Consider the following 20,228-nt stretch of genomic DNA (forward strand, 5'->3'; position numbering starts at 1 on the left):
CCTACGGAAGCTGGGGTTGGTCGATCGGGTTGCCTTCAGTATTCACGCCGCGGGCAGCAAGCGCCTTGAGAACGTCCTGTCGGTGGCCGAACAGGGCAACCGTGCCGTTCACCAGGAGCAGGACCTTGTCGACGCTGTTGAGAAGAGCGGGCCGCTGGGTAATGGTGATGACCGTGATCTTCTCGCGTTTGGCATGCGCGAGCGCCCGGGTCAGCGCCGCTTCGCCTGACGTGTCCAGATTGGAATTCGGCTCATCCAGCACCACCATGCGCGGATTGCCGAAGAAGGCACGGGCAAGCGCCACGCGCTGCTTTTGTCCACCCGACAGGGGCGAGCCGTCAGCGGCAACGACGGTCTCATATCCATGCGGCAGCATGGCGATCATGTCGTGCACGTCGGCGAGCTTGGCAGCGGCATAGATCTCCGCGTCCGTTGCATCCTCGCGCATGCGGGCGATGTTGGCCTTGATCGTTCCGGGGAAAAGCTGCACATCCTGCGGCAGATAGCCGATGCTCTCGCCGAACTGACGCTGGTCCCAGTTCCTCAGGTCCATGAGGTCGAGCCGGACGTTGCCAGAGGTCGGCAGAATGGAGCCAACGAGCATCTTGCCAAGCGTCGTCTTGCCAGCACCGGAACTGCCTATCACGGCAAGAGAGTCACCGGGTTCGAGCGCAAAGGTGATGCCGTTGAGAACCACACGTTTGGTGCCCTGTGGGACGAAGAGCAACCGCTCGACGTCGAGGCGCCCTTCCGGACGCGGCAGTTTCAACCGCTCGAAGTTGAGCGGCGACGTCTGCAGGAGCGAGGCAATGCGCCCGTAGGCGGCGCGCGACTGGATAACCTGGCTCCACCCCTCGATCGCGCCTTCAATCGGGCCGAGCGCCCGGCCGGCAATGATCGAGGCGCAGATTACCATGCCACCCGTCAGTTGACCGTGGAGAGCAAGATTGGCGCCCCAACCGAGCATCGTCACCTGGGTGAGCAGTCGCACGGCCTTGGAGAGTGACGCAAAGGCGATGTTGCGGTCTTGCGCCAGAACCTGCGCTTTCAGCGAGCCGGCCATGTCCTTACCCCAGAGGTGGACGGCTTCCGGGATCATTGCCAGCGCATTGATGATCTGCGAGTTGCGGGACATCGAATCAAGATGAAGGTTCGCCTTCGTCTGGAAAGTGGTGGCATCGCCGAAGGCGGCGGCCGTCGCTCTCTGGTTCAACAGCGTGACGATCAGAAGCAGAAATGCCGATGTGATGACGATGGCGCCGAGATGCGGGTGAATCAGAAACACCGCAACGACAAAGAGCGGCGCCATCGGGGCATCGAGAAAGGAAAGCAGCGTGCCCGACACCAGGAAGGAGCGGAGCTGCTGCAGATCGCCCAGCGTCTGATACTCCCGCCCATTGCTGTGGAGTGCTGCCCTGGCTGCCGCGCTAAGGATCGGAGCCCCGAGCTGGGCAGCGACCTCAACCGCGGTCCGCATCAGGATCATGCGGCGAATGCCGTCGAAAATCGCCTGCAGCAACACCGCACCGACGATCAGGGCGGTCAGCATCACCAGCGTGTCGAGCGAGCGGCTGGTGAGCACCCTGTCCGAAATCTGGAACAGATACACCGGGATGGCGAGTACGAGGATGTTGGTTACGATCGTGAAGATCATCACGATCATCAGGTTCTGCCGGATCGCCTTGACGCCGGCCCTGAGGCTTGCGGAAAAATCGACCGGTCCGAGGCGTTTGTGGAAGACGCCCCCTCCGCCTCCGCCGCCGCCATTGCCGCTCGACGAGCCGCCGCCATTGCCGGGGGACCGCTCGTCGGCCTTGATGGGACCGCGATCGCCATCGATCACGACCATGCCCGACGGCGAGCTCTTCTCCTTCATCTCGGCCGTCGGCCAGATAACCGGCCGCTCAGCGCGTCGCTCCGGCTTTTGCTCGCCCTGAGACGGTTGCCGTTCCACCGATATCCGATCGCGCAGTGCAAACAGGGGTTCCGTCTTGGCCGGTGTCTCGTTCTTCGGAGGCGTCTCGACCCGGGAATTGGGCTCGGCTCTTGGAGGCCAGGCCCGCGATGTGACGCTGGCTGCCTCAGTAGCTGTTGATGCAGGCGGGGATTTCACTGTCGCGGGTGCGATGTTTGTCGGCGGGGGGGTAGTGTCGATGGGCGCGGGCGTGACGCTCGCGACCCTGGCGCCCGGTCCCAGAACCGGGACTGCTGCCTTATTGGCCCAGTTCTCGTTTTCATTGGCGCCGTTTGCCGCCGCTCTTCGCAGTTGGTCCGCCACCCCGTCGATCTCCTTAACAGCGCGATCCAGAATGTATTCCTGTTGGTCAAGTCTGCGGAGGAACTGCTGCCGCGCAGCGTCCGCATCCGGCGTCTCCGGCTGCCGGCCCGCGTCATCGCCATTCGGAGAAAATGTGTCGTCGGCGTCAGTTCGTACCAGCCGGACGGGATTGATGCGGTCGGTCATGAGTATCCCCCGCGCCCCGATCAAGCGACCATGCTATGCATGGGATCGCAGCTCGCCGTCTCTATCGTGTGTGATGTCGGGTTCGGCGACGCATCGTCCTGCGTCTGATCACCGGTGTCCGGGGAGAGCATGCCTTCGCCGAGGAAGACCACCGCTTCGCTCGCGAGCGCATTCGGATCCTGCCCGCCGAGGAAGGGGTCGTTCTTCACCAGCTCAGCCTGGATGAGAACTTCATCCGAATAGACCTCACCGCCCGCATAAATTGTCTTGCCGGTATCGACATCGACGATCCCGGCATAGTTCAAGAGGGCGTTCGAGCCGGTTGAAATGGTCCAATCCGCATCCGGGAGTGCCGTCAGCGCGTTCATTGCCAGCGTCACCTGGTCGCTGTCGCCGAGGATGTTGGTCTGCGAAATGTAGTTGAGACTGAGCAGATCGCCGGAAATATAGAGCACACGCAGCCCCAGCAGTCCGGCAAATGCGGCGTCGTGCATGAAATCCTTCGACGAAGGGTTCTTGCCTTCCGCAAAGTCTTGCAGGGCCGACAGGTACCCTTCCGACATCGGGTTGACAGTGCTGGCGCCACCGGCCTCGACGATGTTGGCATGGTTCCACAACAGGTTTCCGCCGGTCGAGACGGATCCGTTGCCGCTCATCTGGAATCCGCCGACGGCGCCGATAAAATCGTTGTCGAGCAGGATGTTCGTCTGGTGGATGATGTTGGCGTCGAAGACGTTTCCGCCGACAAATATCAGGTCGTAGCGGAACCCCAGTTCAAGCAGCGACACCTGATTGGCGGACGTGTTGTCGCCGGCGATGATCGAAAGCTTGGAGCCGGAGGCCGCCAGGATAGCGGTGTCGTGGTCGGACATGAACGTGAACTGCTGGAGCCAGTTCACCATCATCAGGTCGCCCTTGACCTCGGTGATCGCCCATGCCTTTGGGAAAACACCCGACTCGTTATGTGTCGTTCCCGTGGAAGCGACGTGCTTGAATGACGCGATGTTGAGCGCTTCGGTCGCCTTGTCCGCCGCCAGGCTGCCGCCGCAAAGCGCGGAGCTTACCAGATCGCTGTCGTAGTAGGCATTGGTCTGGACGATGGCGTTGAGCTGAACATGGTCGCCGGCAACGGCGAGGACGTTCGACTGCAGCCAATTGTTTGTGATGACAACCTCGTTGACCAGCGTGTTGCTGCCGGCCTCCAGTTCGACCGAGGTTGAGATCGGAACGGCGCCTTCGCCGTGCGCAACGGCACCGCTCGCCTCCTTCGGGCCCTCCGTCAGTTTAGGTTCCGGCGTTTCCTCGGTTTCGTCCTGGTTCGGCAAATGGTCGTTGAGAACGGGTGCGGTCTCCACGAGTTCGCCGTTGACATAAACGCCTTCAAGCGTTCCTGCCTTCGCGACGAATGTGCTGGCGGCCAGCCCGCCCACCTGGCTTTCACCGCCGGCAGAGTAGGCATCGAGCGTCGCAGCGGTGGTCGTCACCAGGCTGGCGACGGTTTCGGCAGAGCCTGCGGGATCCTCGAGGCCTAGCGGTGAAATCTGCAGCGAGCCTTCGATGAGTTCGGCCATGACTGCGCTGCTATCGATGTGCAGGACGGATTTCAGGCCGTGTCCGCCCATGTTGACATAGTCGTTGTCCGAGAGTTCGGCGGTCTGCTGACTGTAGACCACGACCGAGCCGGGCGGCTGAATTTGCGGGGTACTGAAGTAGGTCGACTTGAACGACGTGTTCTGCACGGCGCCATCGGTTTCCGGACGACCGTACATCCCTTCAGAGGGTGGGTACTCCGGGAAGGGCAAGCCAGCGTATCCGTAGGGCTCGGGCATATAAATGTCCGTATCGAGCGGCCGGTAGGGAACGTCGGGATTGAAGTCGTCGAGGTCGTAGGGCGCCGTCACCTTGACGGGCGCGGTTTCAAGGTCCTTCGGATCCTTGTGAACCTCTCGGTCGGGGTCGAACTTCTCGTGTGCCTCGCGCATGCGGGCGTCTTCGATCGAGAGTTGGAAGAGACCGATAAAATGGGCAATCGTTTCGGTGATTTTTGCGGAATACAAGGTCAGGGCCTCCTTTTTGCCGCCGGTAGTGCCCCTAAGCGCATCGGGTCATGACGGGCTGCGCGGGAGACCCGCGCAGCCCTGTTCGAAGCCGATTGCGAATGATCGCAACCGGCCGCGTCGACTACAATCAAGCGTTGTCGTCGTGACCGATTACGTCGGCATGGTAGTCGCCACCGACGACTGTCATGTCGATGGTGTTGCCCTGCAGGTTCGCGCCGAGCACGATCTGCTGGTTGAAGGCGTTGGTGTCGATCACGGCATCTGCCGTCGCCTGGGAGAGCCCCTCGACCACAGAGTCGCCGCCATTGAAGGAGCCCCAAGTGCCGGCATTGCCACCTGCACCACCGTCGCCATTCGTGGCAAAGCCGCCGTTGCCGCCGGCACCACCGTCTCCGCCCCAGGCGTCGCCGCCATAGGCAGCACCGCCTTCACCGCCACTGGCCCACGAACCCGTGAGAGCAAGACCGCCGAGGCCATGGCCACCGGCCGCCGCGCCACCGGTTCCGTCACCGCCATAGGCATCACCCGTGGCTCCACCGTTGGCGCTGGCACCGCCGCCGGCACCGCCGTCACCGCCGTAGCCAACGCCTGCGCCGTAGCCGCCACCAGCCCCGAGGCCTGCGCCGAAAGCATTGCCGCCGTCGCCGGCATCGCCCGATTCGCCACCGTCAGCGCTGCCGGTCTTGCCGAGTGCAACACTGTTGCCATCGCCGCCGTCGCCGCCGTCGCCGCCGTCGCCAGCGAAGTTCAGGATCGGCAGGATGAAGCCGCCAGCGTCGCCGCCGTCACCAGCATCACCGCCGTCACCGCCGTCACCATTCCCACTTTGGACGTTGCCAGACTGACCGCCGGCGCCGGCTGTGCTGTCGCCACCATCACCGCCGCCTGCTGCGCCGACACCGAGGCCAAGACCGAGGCCAAGACCTACGCCGAGACCAGCAGCACCCTGACCACCGGCACCACCTGTGGCGGCACCACCGTTCGCGTCACCGCTTGTGCCATCGGCGCCGACGCCAACGCTGGCTGCAATACCACCAAGGCCGTGCCCGCCAGTTGCGTCGCCGTCGTTGTCGGAATCACCGCCCTCACCCTTACCGCCAGCGGCAAAGCCGCCGACCGTGTGACCGCCGTCACCACCGGCGCCACCATCGGCATAAGCTTTGCTTCCGCCGTCGCCGCCGTCAGAGCCGGAGCTAATTCCGTCGCCAGACTTGGCGGTGCCACCCCAGGCGCTGCCGTTCTGGTACAGCTTTCCGCTGTTGTGGATGTTTTCAGCCTTGTCGTCGTCCGACATGATGGCGTTCTGGCTGAAGACATTGGCAACGTTGTTGTTGCCGTTGAGCGAGTCATTCAAGATGTCCTTGAAGCTCGTGCTCGCCATGCCGTCGATCTTGGAATGGTCGATGTCGTTGAAGTCGTCGTCCGACGGCTTGTAGCCGTCGAGGTCGATGTCCACATCCACGTCGACTTTGGTCTTGCTGTCGACGTCGACGTCAACGTCGGTCTTGTTTGCGTTGAAGTTGGCGTTCAGGTTACCGTTGGCGTTCAGGTTGCCGTTACCGTTCAGGTTGGCGTTACCGTTGCCGTTCAGGTTGCCGTTACCGTTCAGGTTGCCGTTGCCGTTGCCGTTCAGGTTGCCATTGTAGGATTCGCTGTATTGCGACTGATCCTGACCTTGGCCTTGGCCCTGATCTTGTCCTTGACCCTGGCCCTGATCTTGGCCTTGTCCCTGGCCTTGTCCCTGACCTTGTCCCTGACCTTGGAGCTGGGCCTGGAGCTCAGCTTGCAGTTGCCCTTGACCCTGGCCTTGACCCTGGTCCTGGTCCTGGCTTTGATCCTGGCTCGGGTCCCATGGGAACAGAATATTCTTGTCCTTGCTCATGACATATCACCTCAAGTTGAGGCCGCCATAGCCGAACCGCATTCTTCTCTTACGCGGATTTGGGCCATTGGCGGGCTGCGGTTGGATTTGATGAAAGCTTGGATCCTCCGAGGCGCTTGCGCGCCTATATGCTCTAATATGCAATCAATTTAATATTGAGCTGACTCTCCCTTCACTTGGTGGAGAGCAGCGGTTTCAGGTTCTGAAAAGGGCATTCTCCAATTCGCTGCAGTACTAGCCCTCAAAGGCCTGAACACGTCCTGCTCGCCGATTACGGAGGCAGTCTGTCGCAAACAGACATGCGTTGTAAGCTGCCACTTCGGGCTAGCCTTGCCGGGGTAGCATTGACTTAGCCGCCGGTCCGCCCAATGTAGTACCTATTAGAAATTGCTTTTAAACGGATTCCTTGCACAAAGCTCAACGGCACCGAATGCGTGCGCCGCATAGCCTTATTGGGAGAATGTACTGACGAGGGGAATGCGCTATTCTGAAACACTATGGTTCTTGAACAACAAGCTCGGCAGGTGCCCATGGCGAGATTTCACGACATCCTTCTCCTGATCGGACAGCTCAACTACACCTGGACCAACACGGAAAGCCTGCTCATCTATCTGATCGCCGGTCTTGCACGCGTGGACAAGGAAACCGCGATCATCATCTTCCTGACGTTGAATACGACGCGGGCTCGGATCGAGCTGGTCGAGCGATTGGCCAAAATAAACAAGACACCTCTGAACCAACGGCAGGAAATCCTCGCGCTGACCCAGCAGCTCGGCCGGCAAGCGAAGCTTCGCAACAAATACAGCCACTGCATCTATTCTTTCGACGAGACCGGAGACCAGGCAAGCACCCAGCTGATGGCGATCTTCGACAGCAAGGACACGATCAAATACGGCAAGATCGAGCAGATCAACGATGCGGAGATTTCGCGGATCAACGAAGTCATCGAGCAGTTGCAGGGGGTCAACAGGGAAATCTGGTCGATCGTCGAGCGCTATTCCTTCCCCCGTTGAGGCGGCTAACCGCAAGGGCCACTGAAACACCAGAAGGCGCCCATGCCATAAAACGGGCCGGCCGCATATCCGCCCACCCGGCAGTTGTCGTCCATCCTTAATTCAACCGCATTGTCCCGGCATCGCGTCCCCAACGGCGAAGCGGAGGCGGTACTGATGGCTCGAATGTCGGACGATAGGCGTTTCACGAGCCGGGAAGCGCGCATCGACGCTGCGGCGCACCGCCTGCTCGATCGGCTGCCGGCGGCCGGCCTCCTTGGCGGCCTGACGGAGTTCCTGGTGTTCGGCATCAAGCAGTCCTTCGCCTGCCTTTTCGGCGGCGCCATGCTTACCCTGATCCTCGCGACAAAATTGTTCTGGCCAGAGGACATGGGCTTTGCCCGCTATGATTTCCTTTTCGTCGCGGCCCTTGTCATCCAGATTTCGTTGCTCGTCTTCAAGCTTGAGACCATCGCCGAAGCCAAGGTCATTCTGATCTTCCACATCGTCGGCACGGTGATGGAGATCTTCAAGACGTCGGTCGGGTCCTGGATCTACCCGGAGCCAAGCATCTTCCGCATCGGCGGCGTTGCGCTGTTCTCGGGCTTCATGTATGCCGCCGTCGGCTCCTATCTCGCCCGCGTGACCCGCATCCTCGACATGCGCTACAGCAACTATCCGCCGCTTTGGGCGACGATGCTGCTCGCCTTGGCGATCTATGCCAATTTCTTTACGCACCACTTCGTCATCGACCTGCGCTACGCGCTGTTTGCGATCACGGCGGTCCTGTTTCTGCGCACGACAGTGCACTATCGCGTCTTCCGGTTTCGGCACCGCATGCCGTTGCTTCTCGGCTTTCTACTCGTCGCCCTGTTCATCTGGTTTGCCGAAAACATCGGCACCTGGTCGCGCGCCTGGATCTATCCCTCGCAGCACAATGGCTGGACCCCGGTCTCTCTCCAGAAGCTCGGCGCCTGGTACCTGCTGATGATCCTGTCCTTCGTGCTGGTCACGCTCGTCCACCGCCCGCGAAACTACGTGGCAGCGGCTGGAAACCTATCGACAACGAATACCGATGCACAGACGACGACGGACCTCACCTTAGGTGCGGGAAGTGCCGTGGCATCCAAGTGATCACGCCGCAAGAGTTGCAAAACACGCCTCCGTGGAAAACGATACCGAATCAATTGCTATCGCAACGGAGAGACACATGCGGCGTTTCTTTCTCGGCCTGCTGGCGCTCGGGGTTCTCGCAGTCGTCTCTCTCATTGTCCTGCCGAGCTTTGTTTCCAGCGACTGGATGCGCGCCGAGCTCAGCCGTCAGCTCTCGAGCGCGACGGGCAGTTCGATCGCGCTGAAGGGTCCCGTCCGGCTCTCCGTCATCCCCCATCCGGCTGTTGTGGCCGAGGATGTTTCGCTCGACGCGCAAAGCGATGGCGTGACGGCGGAGATTGGCGAGGTTGCGGGCTCCGTGACGCTCTCCTCGCTGTGGTCGAACCGCCTGCACGTCAAAGAGGTCAGGCTCACGCGGCCGGTCGTGGTGATACGGCAGAAACCGGAGAACGCATCGACGGCGGAAGACGGCGACGGCGGCAATGGCGAGGCCAAGCAGAACGACCCACTCGCGGCCCTGGTCGCCTTCCTCGAACGAAGCGCCATCGATACGATTTCGATCACCGAGGGCACGCTGAGGCAAGAGAATGCAGCCGGGGCGGCTGACGTTGTCAGCGATCTCGACCTTACACTCCAAGCCCCTGATATCGACGGCGAGCTTTCGCTTTCGGCCGGTGCCCGGCTTGAAGACCGGCGCTACCAGATCGCTCTCTCCGTCTCCCCGCTTCGCCCTCTCCTCGAGCGCAAGCCCGCCGACCTCAGCCTCTCGGTGGAAGCCGACCCGCTGCTTGCCCCGGGCCTGACCGAGCTCAAGGCCAGCGGGCAGGTAGCGCTCAACAGCAACGGCAGCTACCAGATCCGCGGCGGCAAGCTGCTCGTGGGGGACGAAGAGCTCAGCCTCGACGCGCTGTTCATTCCCGGTGACAGGCCGCGGTTCCTGGCCGACCTCAGTGCCGATCAGCTGGATTTCAGCGCGTTTGTCGGAACCAGCGCCTCGGGGTCGTCACAACCGGCAGGGCAATCGGAAAAGCAGTCGGCCTCGACCGGCTTGCAGGCACTCGCCGGCTTCGATGCCGATGTCAGCGTCACTGTGGGTGCTATTACCGTCAACGATATTTCCGCCTCCGATGCGGCACTGACGGCAACGCTGAAGGATGGGCTGCTGACGACCCGGCTTGAACATCTCGGCATAGACGCCGGCGGCATTTCGGCCGAAATCACCGCCGACGTCCGCAAGAGCGAGCCGACGTTCAAGGGACGCGTCGCAAGCAAAGGGCTCGACATCTCCAAGCTCGCGAGCCTCGCCGGCCAATCGATTTCACTGTCGGGAACGCTTGCGATGGATACCGGGTTTGCGTTCCGCGGGCTCGGCGGAGATGCGTTCCGAAAGACCGTCAACCTAAGTGGCACTGCGGGCCTGCGCGACGCCACCTTCGTAGCACCCGGTGTCACCGACCCATCGATGGGCGAAGTGACGATCAAGAAGCTGGCGGTCAAGATCGAAGATCTTACCAAGCCCGTGCTCCTATCCGGCAACCTGGTCTGGCGCGGGAAAGCAGCCGATGTCGATTTGCGACTGCCGGTCCGCGAACTGCTCTCGGGCTCGGTCCCGAGTGAGCTGCCCCTGAAGCTCGATCTGCGCATGCCAGAAGCGACACTCTCCCTTGACGGCAAGGCGGCGCTCGCGGGCAGCTATGCCGGCAAGGTGAAGTTCGCGGCCACGGATCTGCGCGCGCTTCTTGCCTGGATCGGCCAGGGCGGCGGCGACAGCATCGAGCAATTCGCCTTCAAGGGCGATGTCAACGCAAGCCCCACCGGCGTTGCGTTTCAAAAAGCCACGTTGTCCGTCAACGGGGTCGAAGGAACCGGCAACGGTTCCGTAGAGCTGGGCACGCCCCTCAAGATATCCAGTGCGCTCCATTTCGCCGAACTGGACCTCGCGCGGCTTGCCGGTGCACGCCCCGCATCGCCGCAAGCGAAGGGCAAAGCAGGCAGCCCCACTCCCGACGCGCCGCTGGACCTGTCGTCGCTTCGAACGATCGATGCATCCATCAAGGTCGATGCGGAGAAGCTCGGCTATGGCCGCGTCTTTGCCGGACCGGTAGCAACCACCCTGGTGGTCTCCGAGGGTGTGGCCAGCCTCGACCTTCCCGAAAGCCCGTTCTATGGCGGGCGGATGGCCGCGAACCTTAGAGCTGACGGCACGGGAGAAGAGGCCTCGATCGCCTTGAAGGCCTCGATCGCGGGCGCTTCGGCCGCCCCGCTGCTGATCGACCTTGCAAATTTCAAGCATCTCGAAGGCGCATTGCAAGCCCAGTTCGACATCACCGGCGCAGGCGCTACGGCCGGAGCGCTCAAGCGCGCGCTTCAGGGGTCGGCGAACGTCCGCTTTTCCGACGGCGCCATCCGCGGCATCGACGTCGCCGATGTCTACAACAACCTCGTCGGCCTGATGTCGTCTGGCTTCAAGCAGAACGAAAACAAGGCGACCGGCTTCACCGAGCTTGGGGCATCCTTTGCCATCGAGAACGGTGTCGCGCGCACCGAAGATATCAAGCTCGTCGGCCCGCTGGTGCGTATGAGCGGCAGCGGTGAGGCAAACCTTCCGAACGACCAGCTGAACTTCCGCCTGGATCCGCGCGTCGTCGCCTCGCTCGAAGGTCAGGGCGCCGATATCGCGACCGAAGGCATTGGCGTGCCTGTGATGATCGAGGGTTCCTTTGCTGCCCCGCGCATCTATCCCGATCTCTCAGGCCTGCTGAAGAACCCGGACGCCGCTCTCTCGGCGCTGAAGAAGCTGGGATTGCCGACCGGGAAGCTGAAGCTCGATGAGCTTCTCTCCGGCGAAGGAAAGGCCGGATCAATCCGCGACATCATTGGTGGCGCCATCGGCAAGCCAGCGAAAGACGGGGGCGATCAACTCTCCATCGAAGAGATCATCGGTGGCAAGGCGACCGAGGGCGGCGAGACGCCACCCGCTCCACCGGCTGAAGAACAAGCCGTGACGCCCGACGTTGCCGCCGAGCAACCGGCGCCGGAGGGGCAGCAGCCCGACCAGCAACCAGCCGCTGGCACGGAGCAGCCTGCCGAGGAAAGCGGCACCTTGGGAAAACTGTTCAACCAGCTTCTGCAGTAGCCGGCGCGTGAATAGCCTTCCATCGCCGATCCGGCGGTCGTGCGGTCGCCGGCTTTGGTGGCATCACCCCAGAAGTTCGTATCTGCGGAGGATTGCCGCGATCTGGTCGTCCTGCTCGGCGTTCGGCAGCAGGGCCGGCTGGCGGCTGGCGCCGATGGAGGCGTCCTGCAGGAAGAGCGCGCGCTTGAGCATGGCCGGGGCGAAGCCCAGCGCGTAGAGGTCGGTGCGAAAAGCGGTAAAGATCGCCTGCTGCTTTTTCGGCTTCGCCGATCTCCCCCGCATTGAACGCCTTCAGGATGCCTACAAGTACATGCGGCATGGCGTTGCCGAGGCCCGAAATGCAGCCGGCCGCGCCGTTCTGCAGCGCCCAGAGCACGAGGTGGTCTGGGCCGGAATAGACCTGAAAACCGTCGCCCCCCTTGGCAACCTGCAGATAGGCCTCCAGCCTCTCCTTTGCACCGCCGGAATCCCTGATGCCGGCAATGTTGCCGTGGCCGGCGAGCGTGCGCCGTCGTCATGCGACATGGTGCCCGTTGCAGGTCTGCTTCATCCCACGATGAGCAACGGCCAGCAGGGGACCGAAAAAACAGAGCGCATAGGGCGCCGGCTGATCTTCGTGGATGATTGTGATCCCCTGGCACGCAGATTTCAGATAGGATAACGGATCGGGACCCGGGTCGGCGGAACCGGAGGCTTGCGGTTCCTGTTATCGGCGCTTGCAAAGTCGCGCGACGACCGTCGGGACGCGTCTTGGTCGCGACAAGTGACCTGCGCGCCAACCAAAGGGCATGACGAGTTTAAAGTGGGTTCGCAATGACGATGAACACGAAATCCAACGATGCTGCAGCCAATCGCCTCAAGATCGGTTTCGTGCTCGCCCGGTCGTTCACACTCTCGGCCTTCGCTCTCTTCATCGATACGCTTCGGCTGGCAAGCGACGAGCTCGATAAATCGGGCCGCGTGCGTGCCGATTGGCAGGTGCTTGGCAACACCCGCCATCTGATTGCATCCAGCTGCGGGGTACAAGTGGCGCCCACGTCGGACCTCGTCGATCCCGGCCAGTTCGACTACATCGTGATGGTCGGCGGCCTGCTTAAGAACGAGCACCCGATCGACGACGAGACGATCGCTTTCCTGAAGAAGGCAGCCGCGAAGAAAGTGCCGTTGATCGGCCTGTGCACCGGCACCTTCATCCTGGCGGAAGCCGGGCTGATGGCGGGGCACGTCGTTTGCGTGAGCTGGCTCCACTACCAGGCGTTCCGCGAGCGCTTCCCGGATCTGAAGGTTCGCTCGGACCGCCTGTTCAACCTCGACCGCACCCGCGGGTCTTGCGCCGGCGGCAGCAGTGCGGCCGACATGGCCGCCCACATCGTGCGCCTCCACATCAGCAGGGAGGCGGAGCGCAATGCGCTGGAAGTTCTGCAAATCGACAAGGCCCGCTCCCATCTTCATGTACAGCCGAGAAAGCCGCTCGCGATCGAGAGCAACGACCCTCGCTTGAACGCCGCGCTTATCATCATGGAGCAGAATACCGAGAACACGATCTCGATCCCTGAACTGGCGGCCTCCGTCGGTCTGTCGCGCAGGCAGCTCGAACGCCTGTTCATGGAAAAAGCGAAGATGTCGCCCGCGCACGTTTACAGGAAATTCCGGCTGGATCGCGCGAAGCACCTTCTTACCCAGACCGATGCCTCGCTTATCGAGATCGCCCTCGAAGTCGGCTTCGAAAGCGCGGGGCATTTCTCCAGGACGTTTGCCAAGACCTTCGGCCAGTCGCCGCGCCAGATGCGCGCGACACTGCCGAAGTGAGCCGGCCACGATAGCCGATCGGCTAGCAACCTCCCCGAACGGACGTAGCCGAATTGCAGGCTCACCTTTTGCCGCAACCGCCTTCAAAATAGCTCGCGATGCGCGCTCGTACACGTCGCATGATCGTGCTGCGAGGGATGAAGTCTATGGGAGTGATGGCGATGGCGGAAACTCGTCTTTTGTCGGAAGAGGCACCGAACGCGAACTCCAATCAGAGCACAGTTGCCGGCGGACATCTCGCACTGGTGCCGACGTGGCTTCCACTCGACATAGCGCCGGCGCAGAACTCCGCCGGAAGCGGCGGCGACGGCACAAGCCTGGGTACGATCGGCAGCAACACGCTGGCAATGTTCACACCGTCGAACGCGGCAATCGCCGGCTCGCACACGGACGCCGATGCGCATCAAGGCAATACCGCACTGATGAATCAGCACGTCACCGAGATGGCGGGCATCGGCGGTGAAGGCGGGAATGGTAATGTTGCCGGCGGCCATGGCGGCGGCAGCGTGGCCGGCGGTGGCGGCGATGGTACCTTTTTCGGCGGCCTCGTCAGCACCGACACCGCGGTGTTTGCGCCTTTGAACCTGGCTGTCGCGGCCGGTCCGGGTTCGACCTCCACGGCCGGACAAACAAACAATGCCGCCTTCCTTCAGGGCGCCACCCAGATCGGCGGTGTTGGCGGCTCCGGCGGGGATCATAACGTTGCCGGCAATACCGCGCCGGCCCAGCCGCAGGGCGCAACGTTCATTTTCAATGGCGACGCCTATGCGGGCCATGGCGGCGATGGCACTTTCATTGGCAGCATGGTTGACGTCAACGTCGCGGTGTTCTCGCCCATCAACATTGCTGTCGGCGCCGCCGGCGGCGACGCCCACGCCACGCAGACGAACAACGTGATCTTCGACCAGGGCGGCGTGCAGATCGCCGGCGTCGGCGGCAAGGGTGGCGGCTTCAACCTCTCCTCGGACACAATCTTCACCGGAAGCGGGGTCGCTGGCGGCGGCGGTGACGGCTATTCGAACGGCAGCGCCGTCGACGTCAACATCGGCTACTTCCACCCGATCAACATCGCCGTGCCCGCAGGCGGCACCGCCGAGGCGGACCAGCTCAACCACCTGCTCGTCGACCAGCATACGCTGCAGATCGGCGGCATCGGGGGAGCTGGCGGCGAAGGCAACATCGCCGAGGCCAATGCCGCGCTAATCGACGACGTCCTGCACGGCTGACCCCCCGCATTCCCGCTCAAGCGCAGCAAGCGCGCCCTGGCGCCGCGGATTCATGGCGTTCCGCTGCCATCCCTCACAATCTACTCCCTGAATCGAGCGCCTCCGGGTCCGCCTGACGCCGGCCAAGCTGAAACGCGGGCAGACCCTACCCAAAGGAACGTCTCCGAATGTCCGGCTGGTTCGCCCCGGTGATCACGCGCACCATAGCTTTGCGCTGACCCCCCGCTGCGGCGGTGTGCTGTGGCATCGAACCGTCCAAGACTACGGGGCAACAAGTAGAGGAGCGACGCTATGCCTATTACCTTCGCGACATCAGACACGATTAACCTGACCAATCCCATTGCGGGCGACGCGAATGCAGGTAACGGTGGCGACGGCACCAACTCCGGCGATATCAACTTCAATCCCACTGTCACCGTAGCGCCGACGCAGACCGTCATCGGGTCAATCCCCACTGTCGACAACGGCGATGACGTCGGTCAGGGTGCGGCCTGGGGAACCGGCAGCGCTGACGGCGGCGGCCTTGTCCAGGTGCCGATCGCTGTCCTCGCCTCGCTTACCAACAGCGGTGCTGGCGGCGCCGGCGGCAATCCGACCTCGAGTGGCGATCAGAGCAGCACGAGCGGCGGTAACACCGCAAGCGTAGACGCGAGCACCACTGCCACGCAGACGACGACGTTGCTCGCCGACCAAGGTGCGACGATCATCTCGGGCATGGGCGGTGCCGGCGGCAGCGGCAATGCGGCCCTCGGTGGCGATATTTCCGCCGCTCTGGTTCATTCGAACCCGATCTCGGAAACCACCACGACGACCACCACCACGGCGGTCTCGAATGTTCTCGACAATTTCGACAACACCTTAGGCAACATCAGCGACATCGGTATCTGAGTCGCTCGACAAGGATCGCCGGCCATGGCCGGCGATCCTCCTTTCACCTGTGTCGCGGCGTGCAAGAACGCTACGGGACCTTTGAGTTGCATTTGGCCACGGATCGAGCCCGAGCAAAAGAAGCCTGAAGCAGCCAAGCCGACCGCATCAGCATCGATCATGCCGATCCGATCGAGATCCGATAATGACGACGAATCCGACAGGGGCGCAGCATCCTCCAACCCATCTGGTCCTGGCTCTCAAGGCCTGCACGGGAGCCTTCCTGCTGGTCTTTCTCTATAGCTGCGCCTATAACCTGTTCCTGCTGGCTCCCTCCATTTACCTGTTGCAGATTTACGATCGCGTCCTGTCGAGCCGCAGCGCCGACACGCTGCTCATGCTGACGCTCATCATCGCGGCAGCGGTGTTGGTCGGCTCGATTCTGGATATCGTGCGGCGCGCCGCGCTGTCGCGGATCGGCAGCTGGCTCGATCACCGCTTGCGGCCCGTCGTGCTGACGGCCTGCTTCGAATATGGAGCCCATACCGAAGCGGGCCTCGCCAACGACTGCTACCGGGACCTATCGATCCTGCGCCAGTTTCTCGACGCACCGGCCAGCTCGCTGCTTTTCGACGTTCCCTGGGCGCCAATCTTTCTGCTGCTTCTGTTCCTGGTCCATCCGTTGCTCGGAACCATCGGGCTATTCACCGCGCTCACCTTGCTGCTGCTCGCCATCGCGACGGAATTCTCGACCCGGCAGCCATTGATGAAAGCCAACCTGGCGCTCTCCCGCAGCCACATGCGTTTCGCAACTGCATTGCGGTATATCCAAGTCATCCGCGCGATGAATATGCAAAACGGCGCCGCCCAACTCGTCTATCGCGACGCAGAGACCGCACGACAAGCGCAAGACGAAGCGATGAAGCGCACCGAAACCATTCTCGGGCTCTCGAAATCGGTGCGCATGCTGGCGCAGATCCTGATGATGGGGTCCGCAGCCTGGCTCGTCCTGGAGGAAAGCGGAAACCCCGGCATCATCTTCGTCTCCAGCCTGCTTCTCGGTCGCGGGCTTGCCCCGATCGAGGGCGCGATCGGCGGGTGGCGCGCCGTGGCCTTCGCCTATGCCGCATTCAATCGCATCAACGCGATGCTGATATCGATCGCGTCGCAGGAGAGCGCACGCACGATACCGATGCCCGAAGCGGGCGGGCTCGTGCTCGACCGCGTCGGTTACATGCTTCCTTCGGGCAACCGTCAGATACTGAATGCCGTTACTTTGCGGCTGGCACCGGGCGATTGTCTTGCGCTGATCGGTCCATCCGGTTCCGGAAAGTCGACGCTTGGCCGCATCATTGCGGGGGTTCAGCCGACGACCTGCGGCAGCGCCCTGCTCGGCGGCGTTGATATTGCCACCCTCCGGCTCGGCGGCGGCATGCGTCATGTCGGCTACCTGCCGCAGGACATCGAACTCTTCGGCGGCGCGGTGAAGGACGTCGTCGGCCGGCTCGACGGAACCGACGTCGGCAAGGTCATCGAAGCGGCAAAGCTTGTCGGGCTGCACGATGCGATCATGCAACTGCCGCAGGGCTACGAGACGGATGTCGGTGATGGCGGCGCGACCCTGCTTCGGGCCCAACGCCAGCAGCTTGGACTGGCGCGCGCGGTTTACGGCAATCCCGCCCTCGTCGTCCTCGACGATCCCAATTCCAGTCTGGACTATGACGGCGAACGCCGATTGTTTGCAGCAATCGCCCGCATGCGCGCCATGGGGATGATGATCATCATCATCACGCACCGCATGGGCATTCTCCCGGTGACCAACAAGATCGCGATCATGCGCAATGGCACGATCGAAGCCTTCGGCGACAGCGACTGGGTCTTCGATACCTATCTGCAGCCACCGGCCCGAGCGGGCACCTGAGGAGGGAGGCGAGAAAACGATGGAGCTCATCAAATCCGACCTGACCCGACGCGGACCGGAAATCGATGGCTACGCCTGCGACGCCAAAGGGATAGCCGGGCCCCAGCCCTCCACAGCGGTCTCCACACGCCTTCCGGTGACGCTTGCCGAAGCCTCGCCGATGTCGCGGCTGCGCCATGTGGCATGGACGGGAAACCTGCTTATCGGCGTCTTCGTCTTTGGTCTGGGGATCTGGTCGGTTCTCGCCCCGCTCAGCAGCGCCGCGATCGCGTCCGGCGTCGTCGAGACCGAGGCGAACCGCAAGACCATCCAGCATCTCGAAGGCGGGATCGTCAGGCGGATCCTTGTTCGCAACGGCGATGCCGTGTCCGCCGGCCAGGTGCTGATCAAGCTCGACGATACGAAGCCGCGTTCGGAACGGGACAGCCTTCGCGGCCAACTTTGGGATGCCGAGGCGCGACAGGCGCGGCTCACCGCCGAGCAGAACGGTTGGGATCACGTCGCCTTCCCCCCCGATCTCGTGGAGCAAGCCGGCAACTACCGGGTGATCCACGACATTCTCGACGGTCAGCAGAATATATTCGATGCCCGTCGCCAGGTGATGCAGTCCGACATCGTGATCACGCAGCAGAAGATCAAGGAAGTGCTGGAGGAAGTCGCCGGACTGAGCGCCCAGAAGGCGTCCCTGATGGAGAGGAGTGCCATTTCACGCCAGGAGCTTGAGACGGTTTCGGCGCTCACCGCGAAGGGTCTCGAACGCAAGAGCCGGGTTCTCATCCTGGCGCGGGAAAGGGCCGACATCGGCGGTCAGATCGGCGAAGTCTCCGCGCGCATATCCCGCGCCCACCAGGTCATCAGCGAGTCACAGTCCTATATCGTCAAGCTGCGCAGCGACCGGCTGAATGAAGTCGCGCTCACGCTGCGCGATACGGAAAACCAGCTGGCGCAGTTGCGTGAGCGTTTGAACGCCATCGATGATCAATTGGCGAGAACCGAGATCAGGGCGCCCGACGACGGAGTGATCATGGATCTGCGTGTTCATACGACAGGCGGCGTCATCGGCGCCGGAGAGCCGCTGGCCGACCTCGTGCCGGACGCCGGCGCACTGGTCGTCGCGGCGCGGGTGAAGCCGGAGGATATCGCCCAGGTCCATGCCGGGCTCGAGGCACAGGTTCATCTCATTCCTTACAACCAGCGGCGGGTTCCGCTGTTGAAGGGCACGGTCGCCTATGTGTCCGCCGATCATCTGGTCGACCGGCAAACCGGCCACACCTACTACGCGGCAACGATCCGCGTTACCGATGAGAGGCTAGGCCATATGCCGGGCGTGGAGATGGTACCGGGCATGCCGGTGCGGGCCATGATAGAGACCGGTACGAGCAGCGTGGCGCTTTACGCGCTGCGTCCGTTGCTTGACAGTTTCAACACCGCATTTCGCGAGAACTGAGGCGTGCCGCGCGGAACACCGTGGGCGTACCACATGGGCTCTGTTATCCGGCCCCGCGATCACATGTGCCAGTCGGTTCCCGGAAGGACAGCCGCAATGGGCAAACGTAAGTTCAATGACGACGAAGTCCTGGAGATCCTCAAGGAGCATCAGTACGGTGCGACCGTCGCCGATGTCTGCCACCGGCATGGCATCAGCCAGCCGACTTTCTATCGCTGGCAATCGCTGCAAAGCAGGGGCCCCAACTTCGATGCGGAGCGCGTAAAGGCGCTCGAACTGGAAAATCAGAAGCTCAAGAAGCTACTGGCCGAAGCCATGCTGACGGCCGCAACGCTCAGCGAGATGCTCGAAAAGACATCACGTTGACGACGCTGCTGCCGTTGGTGGCGACGCCATGACCGTTGCCGGCGGTTCCCCGGTCTGCAAGCAAGGCGACGACCTCGGTGCGGTTCTGCACCTGCAATTTGCGCATGATGTGCTGCAGATGCATTTTCACCGTATGGTCGGAAAGATTGAGCTTTCCAGCGATCACTTTGTTCGAAGAGCCGCATCGCAACTCCGCGAGCACATCCGCCTCGCGCGGCGTGAAGTCGGCGAGCGCAAACTCGCTTCGATAAGCGCTGATCGGCACCCTTTCGCTATGACGAGCGGCAGCCGTACAATCGGTGAGCGCGGCAAGCGGGTCTGGACAGAAGACGCCGCCGGCAAGGACCAGCCGCAAGCCGGCAAGCGCAAGCTCGATCCGCAAGGACGTCGTGAAGAAGCCGCGAACTCCAAGCTTGAGGACATCGGCAGCGGTCGTCCTGTCGTCCGTGTCCGAGAGCACCGCAACCGGCACGTCCGGAAAGCGCTTGCGGATTTCCGCAAGCTCATCATGCAAGTTGCACCCGCCGTCGTTGCGAGCGCTCAGGTCCAGCACGATTAAACGCACGTCGTAGCCGAGCGCCTGGTCCAGGCTGTCGGTCGAGACCATATCGATAAAATTCCAACCGGAGAGTTCGTATTCGAGAACGGCAACGATGACGCTGCGCACCAGCGTCTGGTGTTCTATCACAATCCCGGTCGGCGTACGGTCCTTGCGGCACGGCGTTCCTGAACTGATGGACATGCGTCACCCCCAGGATTCGTTCGCGACAAGTTGCGGTGCCTAAAATATTTCCGTTCTGATAGTCTGTCATGAGAAAATCAGAATTAATCCGATCGGGCTGCATCAGCAACAGATTGAAATTACTATATATTTCTCGAAGCACCGATAAAGCTTGTAACATATATTGAGCAGCGAGCCTGAGAACCTCTCGGAAAGAAGGCAGC

At 62.2% G+C, this 20,228-nt stretch carries 13 protein-coding genes and 1 pseudogene; 9 read left to right on the plus strand and 5 right to left on the minus strand.

Translation table 11 applies throughout. The annotated features are described in order from the left end of the window. Nucleotide 1: 1 nt before the first annotated feature. The 3 genes from AC3WWH_RS19875 to AC3WWH_RS19885 all read right to left on the minus strand — a co-directional run bounded on the left by AC3WWH_RS19875 (nucleotide 2) and on the right by AC3WWH_RS19885 (nucleotide 6,406). On the minus strand, nucleotides 2-2,464 hold the full coding sequence (locus AC3WWH_RS19875; RefSeq protein WP_058322134.1) for a type I secretion system permease/ATPase: 2,463 nt from the start codon (nucleotides 2,462-2,464) through the stop codon (nucleotides 2-4). A gap of 20 nt (nucleotides 2,465-2,484) precedes the next feature. Continuing rightward, entirely contained in the window at nucleotides 2,485-4,521 is a 2,037-nt protein-coding gene (locus AC3WWH_RS19880; protein ID WP_245299109.1) for a type I secretion protein, read from the minus strand. A 130-nt stretch (nucleotides 4,522-4,651) separates the two neighbouring features. Beyond that, on the minus strand, nucleotides 4,652-6,406 hold the full coding sequence (locus AC3WWH_RS19885; RefSeq protein WP_058322132.1) for a hypothetical protein: 1,755 nt from the start codon (nucleotides 6,404-6,406) through the stop codon (nucleotides 4,652-4,654). A 530-nt stretch (nucleotides 6,407-6,936) separates the two neighbouring features. Here AC3WWH_RS19885 and AC3WWH_RS19890 point away from each other — a divergent pair. The 3 genes from AC3WWH_RS19890 (at nucleotide 6,937) to AC3WWH_RS19900 (ending at nucleotide 11,647) form a co-directional block, all read left to right on the plus strand. After that, nucleotides 6,937-7,419, plus strand: coding sequence for a hypothetical protein (locus tag AC3WWH_RS19890; protein ID WP_058322131.1), 483 nt, complete (start codon nucleotides 6,937-6,939; stop codon nucleotides 7,417-7,419). A 165-nt stretch (nucleotides 7,420-7,584) separates the two neighbouring features. Continuing rightward, nucleotides 7,585-8,532 carry a DUF817 domain-containing protein gene (locus AC3WWH_RS19895; RefSeq protein ID WP_082640775.1) on the plus strand — a complete coding sequence of 316 codons (948 nt, stop codon included), beginning with the start codon at nucleotides 7,585-7,587 and terminating at the stop codon, nucleotides 8,530-8,532. 76 nt (nucleotides 8,533-8,608) lie between these two features. Then, nucleotides 8,609-11,647: an AsmA family protein gene (locus AC3WWH_RS19900; protein WP_058322130.1), complete on the plus strand. Its 3,039-nt coding sequence runs from the start codon at nucleotides 8,609-8,611 to the stop codon at nucleotides 11,645-11,647. Nucleotides 11,648-11,710: 63 nt separating this feature from the next. Here the strand turns inward: AC3WWH_RS19900 and AC3WWH_RS19905 are convergent. Then, nucleotides 11,711-12,149: pseudogene (locus AC3WWH_RS19905) on the minus strand (dihydrodipicolinate synthase family protein); the annotation flags it as partial. Between the two features lie 317 nt (nucleotides 12,150-12,466). On the opposite strand from AC3WWH_RS19905, the gene AC3WWH_RS19910 reads away from it, so the two are divergent. The 6 genes from AC3WWH_RS19910 (at nucleotide 12,467) to AC3WWH_RS19935 (ending at nucleotide 19,283) form a co-directional block, all read left to right on the plus strand. Continuing rightward, a complete protein-coding gene (locus AC3WWH_RS19910) occupies nucleotides 12,467-13,456 on the plus strand; it encodes a GlxA family transcriptional regulator (RefSeq protein ID WP_058322163.1) in 990 nt (329 codons plus the stop codon). A gap of 161 nt (nucleotides 13,457-13,617) precedes the next feature. Then, nucleotides 13,618-14,682, plus strand: coding sequence for a hypothetical protein (locus AC3WWH_RS19915; protein WP_058322162.1), 1,065 nt, complete (start codon nucleotides 13,618-13,620; stop codon nucleotides 14,680-14,682). Nucleotides 14,683-14,973: 291 nt separating this feature from the next. Continuing rightward, nucleotides 14,974-15,570 carry a hypothetical protein gene (locus AC3WWH_RS19920; RefSeq protein WP_058330014.1) on the plus strand — a complete coding sequence of 199 codons (597 nt, stop codon included), beginning with the start codon at nucleotides 14,974-14,976 and terminating at the stop codon, nucleotides 15,568-15,570. A gap of 184 nt (nucleotides 15,571-15,754) precedes the next feature. Then, complete coding sequence (locus tag AC3WWH_RS19925; RefSeq protein WP_058322128.1) at nucleotides 15,755-17,470, plus strand: type I secretion system permease/ATPase; 1,716 nt, start codon at nucleotides 15,755-15,757, stop codon at nucleotides 17,468-17,470. 19 nt (nucleotides 17,471-17,489) lie between these two features. Then, a complete protein-coding gene (locus AC3WWH_RS19930) occupies nucleotides 17,490-18,917 on the plus strand; it encodes an HlyD family type I secretion periplasmic adaptor subunit (RefSeq protein ID WP_058322127.1) in 1,428 nt (475 codons plus the stop codon). Nucleotides 18,918-19,013: 96 nt separating this feature from the next. Next, the gene (locus AC3WWH_RS19935) at nucleotides 19,014-19,283 is read left to right on the plus strand and encodes a transposase (RefSeq protein ID WP_058322126.1); all 270 of its coding nucleotides are present in this window, start codon (nucleotides 19,014-19,016) and stop codon (nucleotides 19,281-19,283) included. Here the strand turns inward: AC3WWH_RS19935 and AC3WWH_RS19940 are convergent. Continuing rightward, the gene (locus AC3WWH_RS19940) at nucleotides 19,252-20,025 is read right to left on the minus strand and encodes a LuxR C-terminal-related transcriptional regulator (RefSeq protein WP_058322125.1); all 774 of its coding nucleotides are present in this window, start codon (nucleotides 20,023-20,025) and stop codon (nucleotides 19,252-19,254) included. The two genes, AC3WWH_RS19935 and AC3WWH_RS19940, sit on opposite strands and share 32 nt — an antisense overlap. Nucleotides 20,026-20,228 lie beyond the last annotated feature (203 nt).

It is taken from the genome of Ensifer sp. EB106-03-01-XG145 (assembly GCF_058792075.1).

Excerpts from the sequence above, each read along its gene's own strand:
- AC3WWH_RS19910 (WP_058322163.1), top strand. The coding sequence starts at position 12,467 with ATGAACACGAAATCCAACGATGCTGCAGCCAATCGCCTCAAGATCGGT.
- AC3WWH_RS19900 (WP_058322130.1), top strand. The coding sequence starts at position 8,609 with ATGCGGCGTTTCTTTCTCGGCCTGCTGGCGCTCGGGGTTCTCGCAGTC.
- AC3WWH_RS19885 (WP_058322132.1), bottom strand. The coding sequence starts at position 6,406 with ATGAGCAAGGACAAGAATATTCTGTTCCCATGGGACCCGAGCCAGGAT.
- AC3WWH_RS19925 (WP_058322128.1), top strand. The coding sequence starts at position 15,755 with ATGACGACGAATCCGACAGGGGCGCAGCATCCTCCAACCCATCTGGTC.
- AC3WWH_RS19920 (WP_058330014.1), top strand. The coding sequence starts at position 14,974 with ATGCCTATTACCTTCGCGACATCAGACACGATTAACCTGACCAATCCC.
- AC3WWH_RS19915 (WP_058322162.1), top strand. The coding sequence starts at position 13,618 with ATGGCGGAAACTCGTCTTTTGTCGGAAGAGGCACCGAACGCGAACTCC.
- AC3WWH_RS19935 (WP_058322126.1), top strand. The coding sequence starts at position 19,014 with ATGGGCAAACGTAAGTTCAATGACGACGAAGTCCTGGAGATCCTCAAG.
- AC3WWH_RS19890 (WP_058322131.1), top strand. The coding sequence starts at position 6,937 with ATGGCGAGATTTCACGACATCCTTCTCCTGATCGGACAGCTCAACTAC.
- AC3WWH_RS19895 (WP_082640775.1), top strand. The coding sequence starts at position 7,585 with ATGTCGGACGATAGGCGTTTCACGAGCCGGGAAGCGCGCATCGACGCT.
- AC3WWH_RS19875 (WP_058322134.1), bottom strand. The coding sequence starts at position 2,464 with ATGACCGACCGCATCAATCCCGTCCGGCTGGTACGAACTGACGCCGAC.
- AC3WWH_RS19930 (WP_058322127.1), top strand. The coding sequence starts at position 17,490 with ATGGAGCTCATCAAATCCGACCTGACCCGACGCGGACCGGAAATCGAT.
- AC3WWH_RS19940 (WP_058322125.1), bottom strand. The coding sequence starts at position 20,025 with ATGTCCATCAGTTCAGGAACGCCGTGCCGCAAGGACCGTACGCCGACC.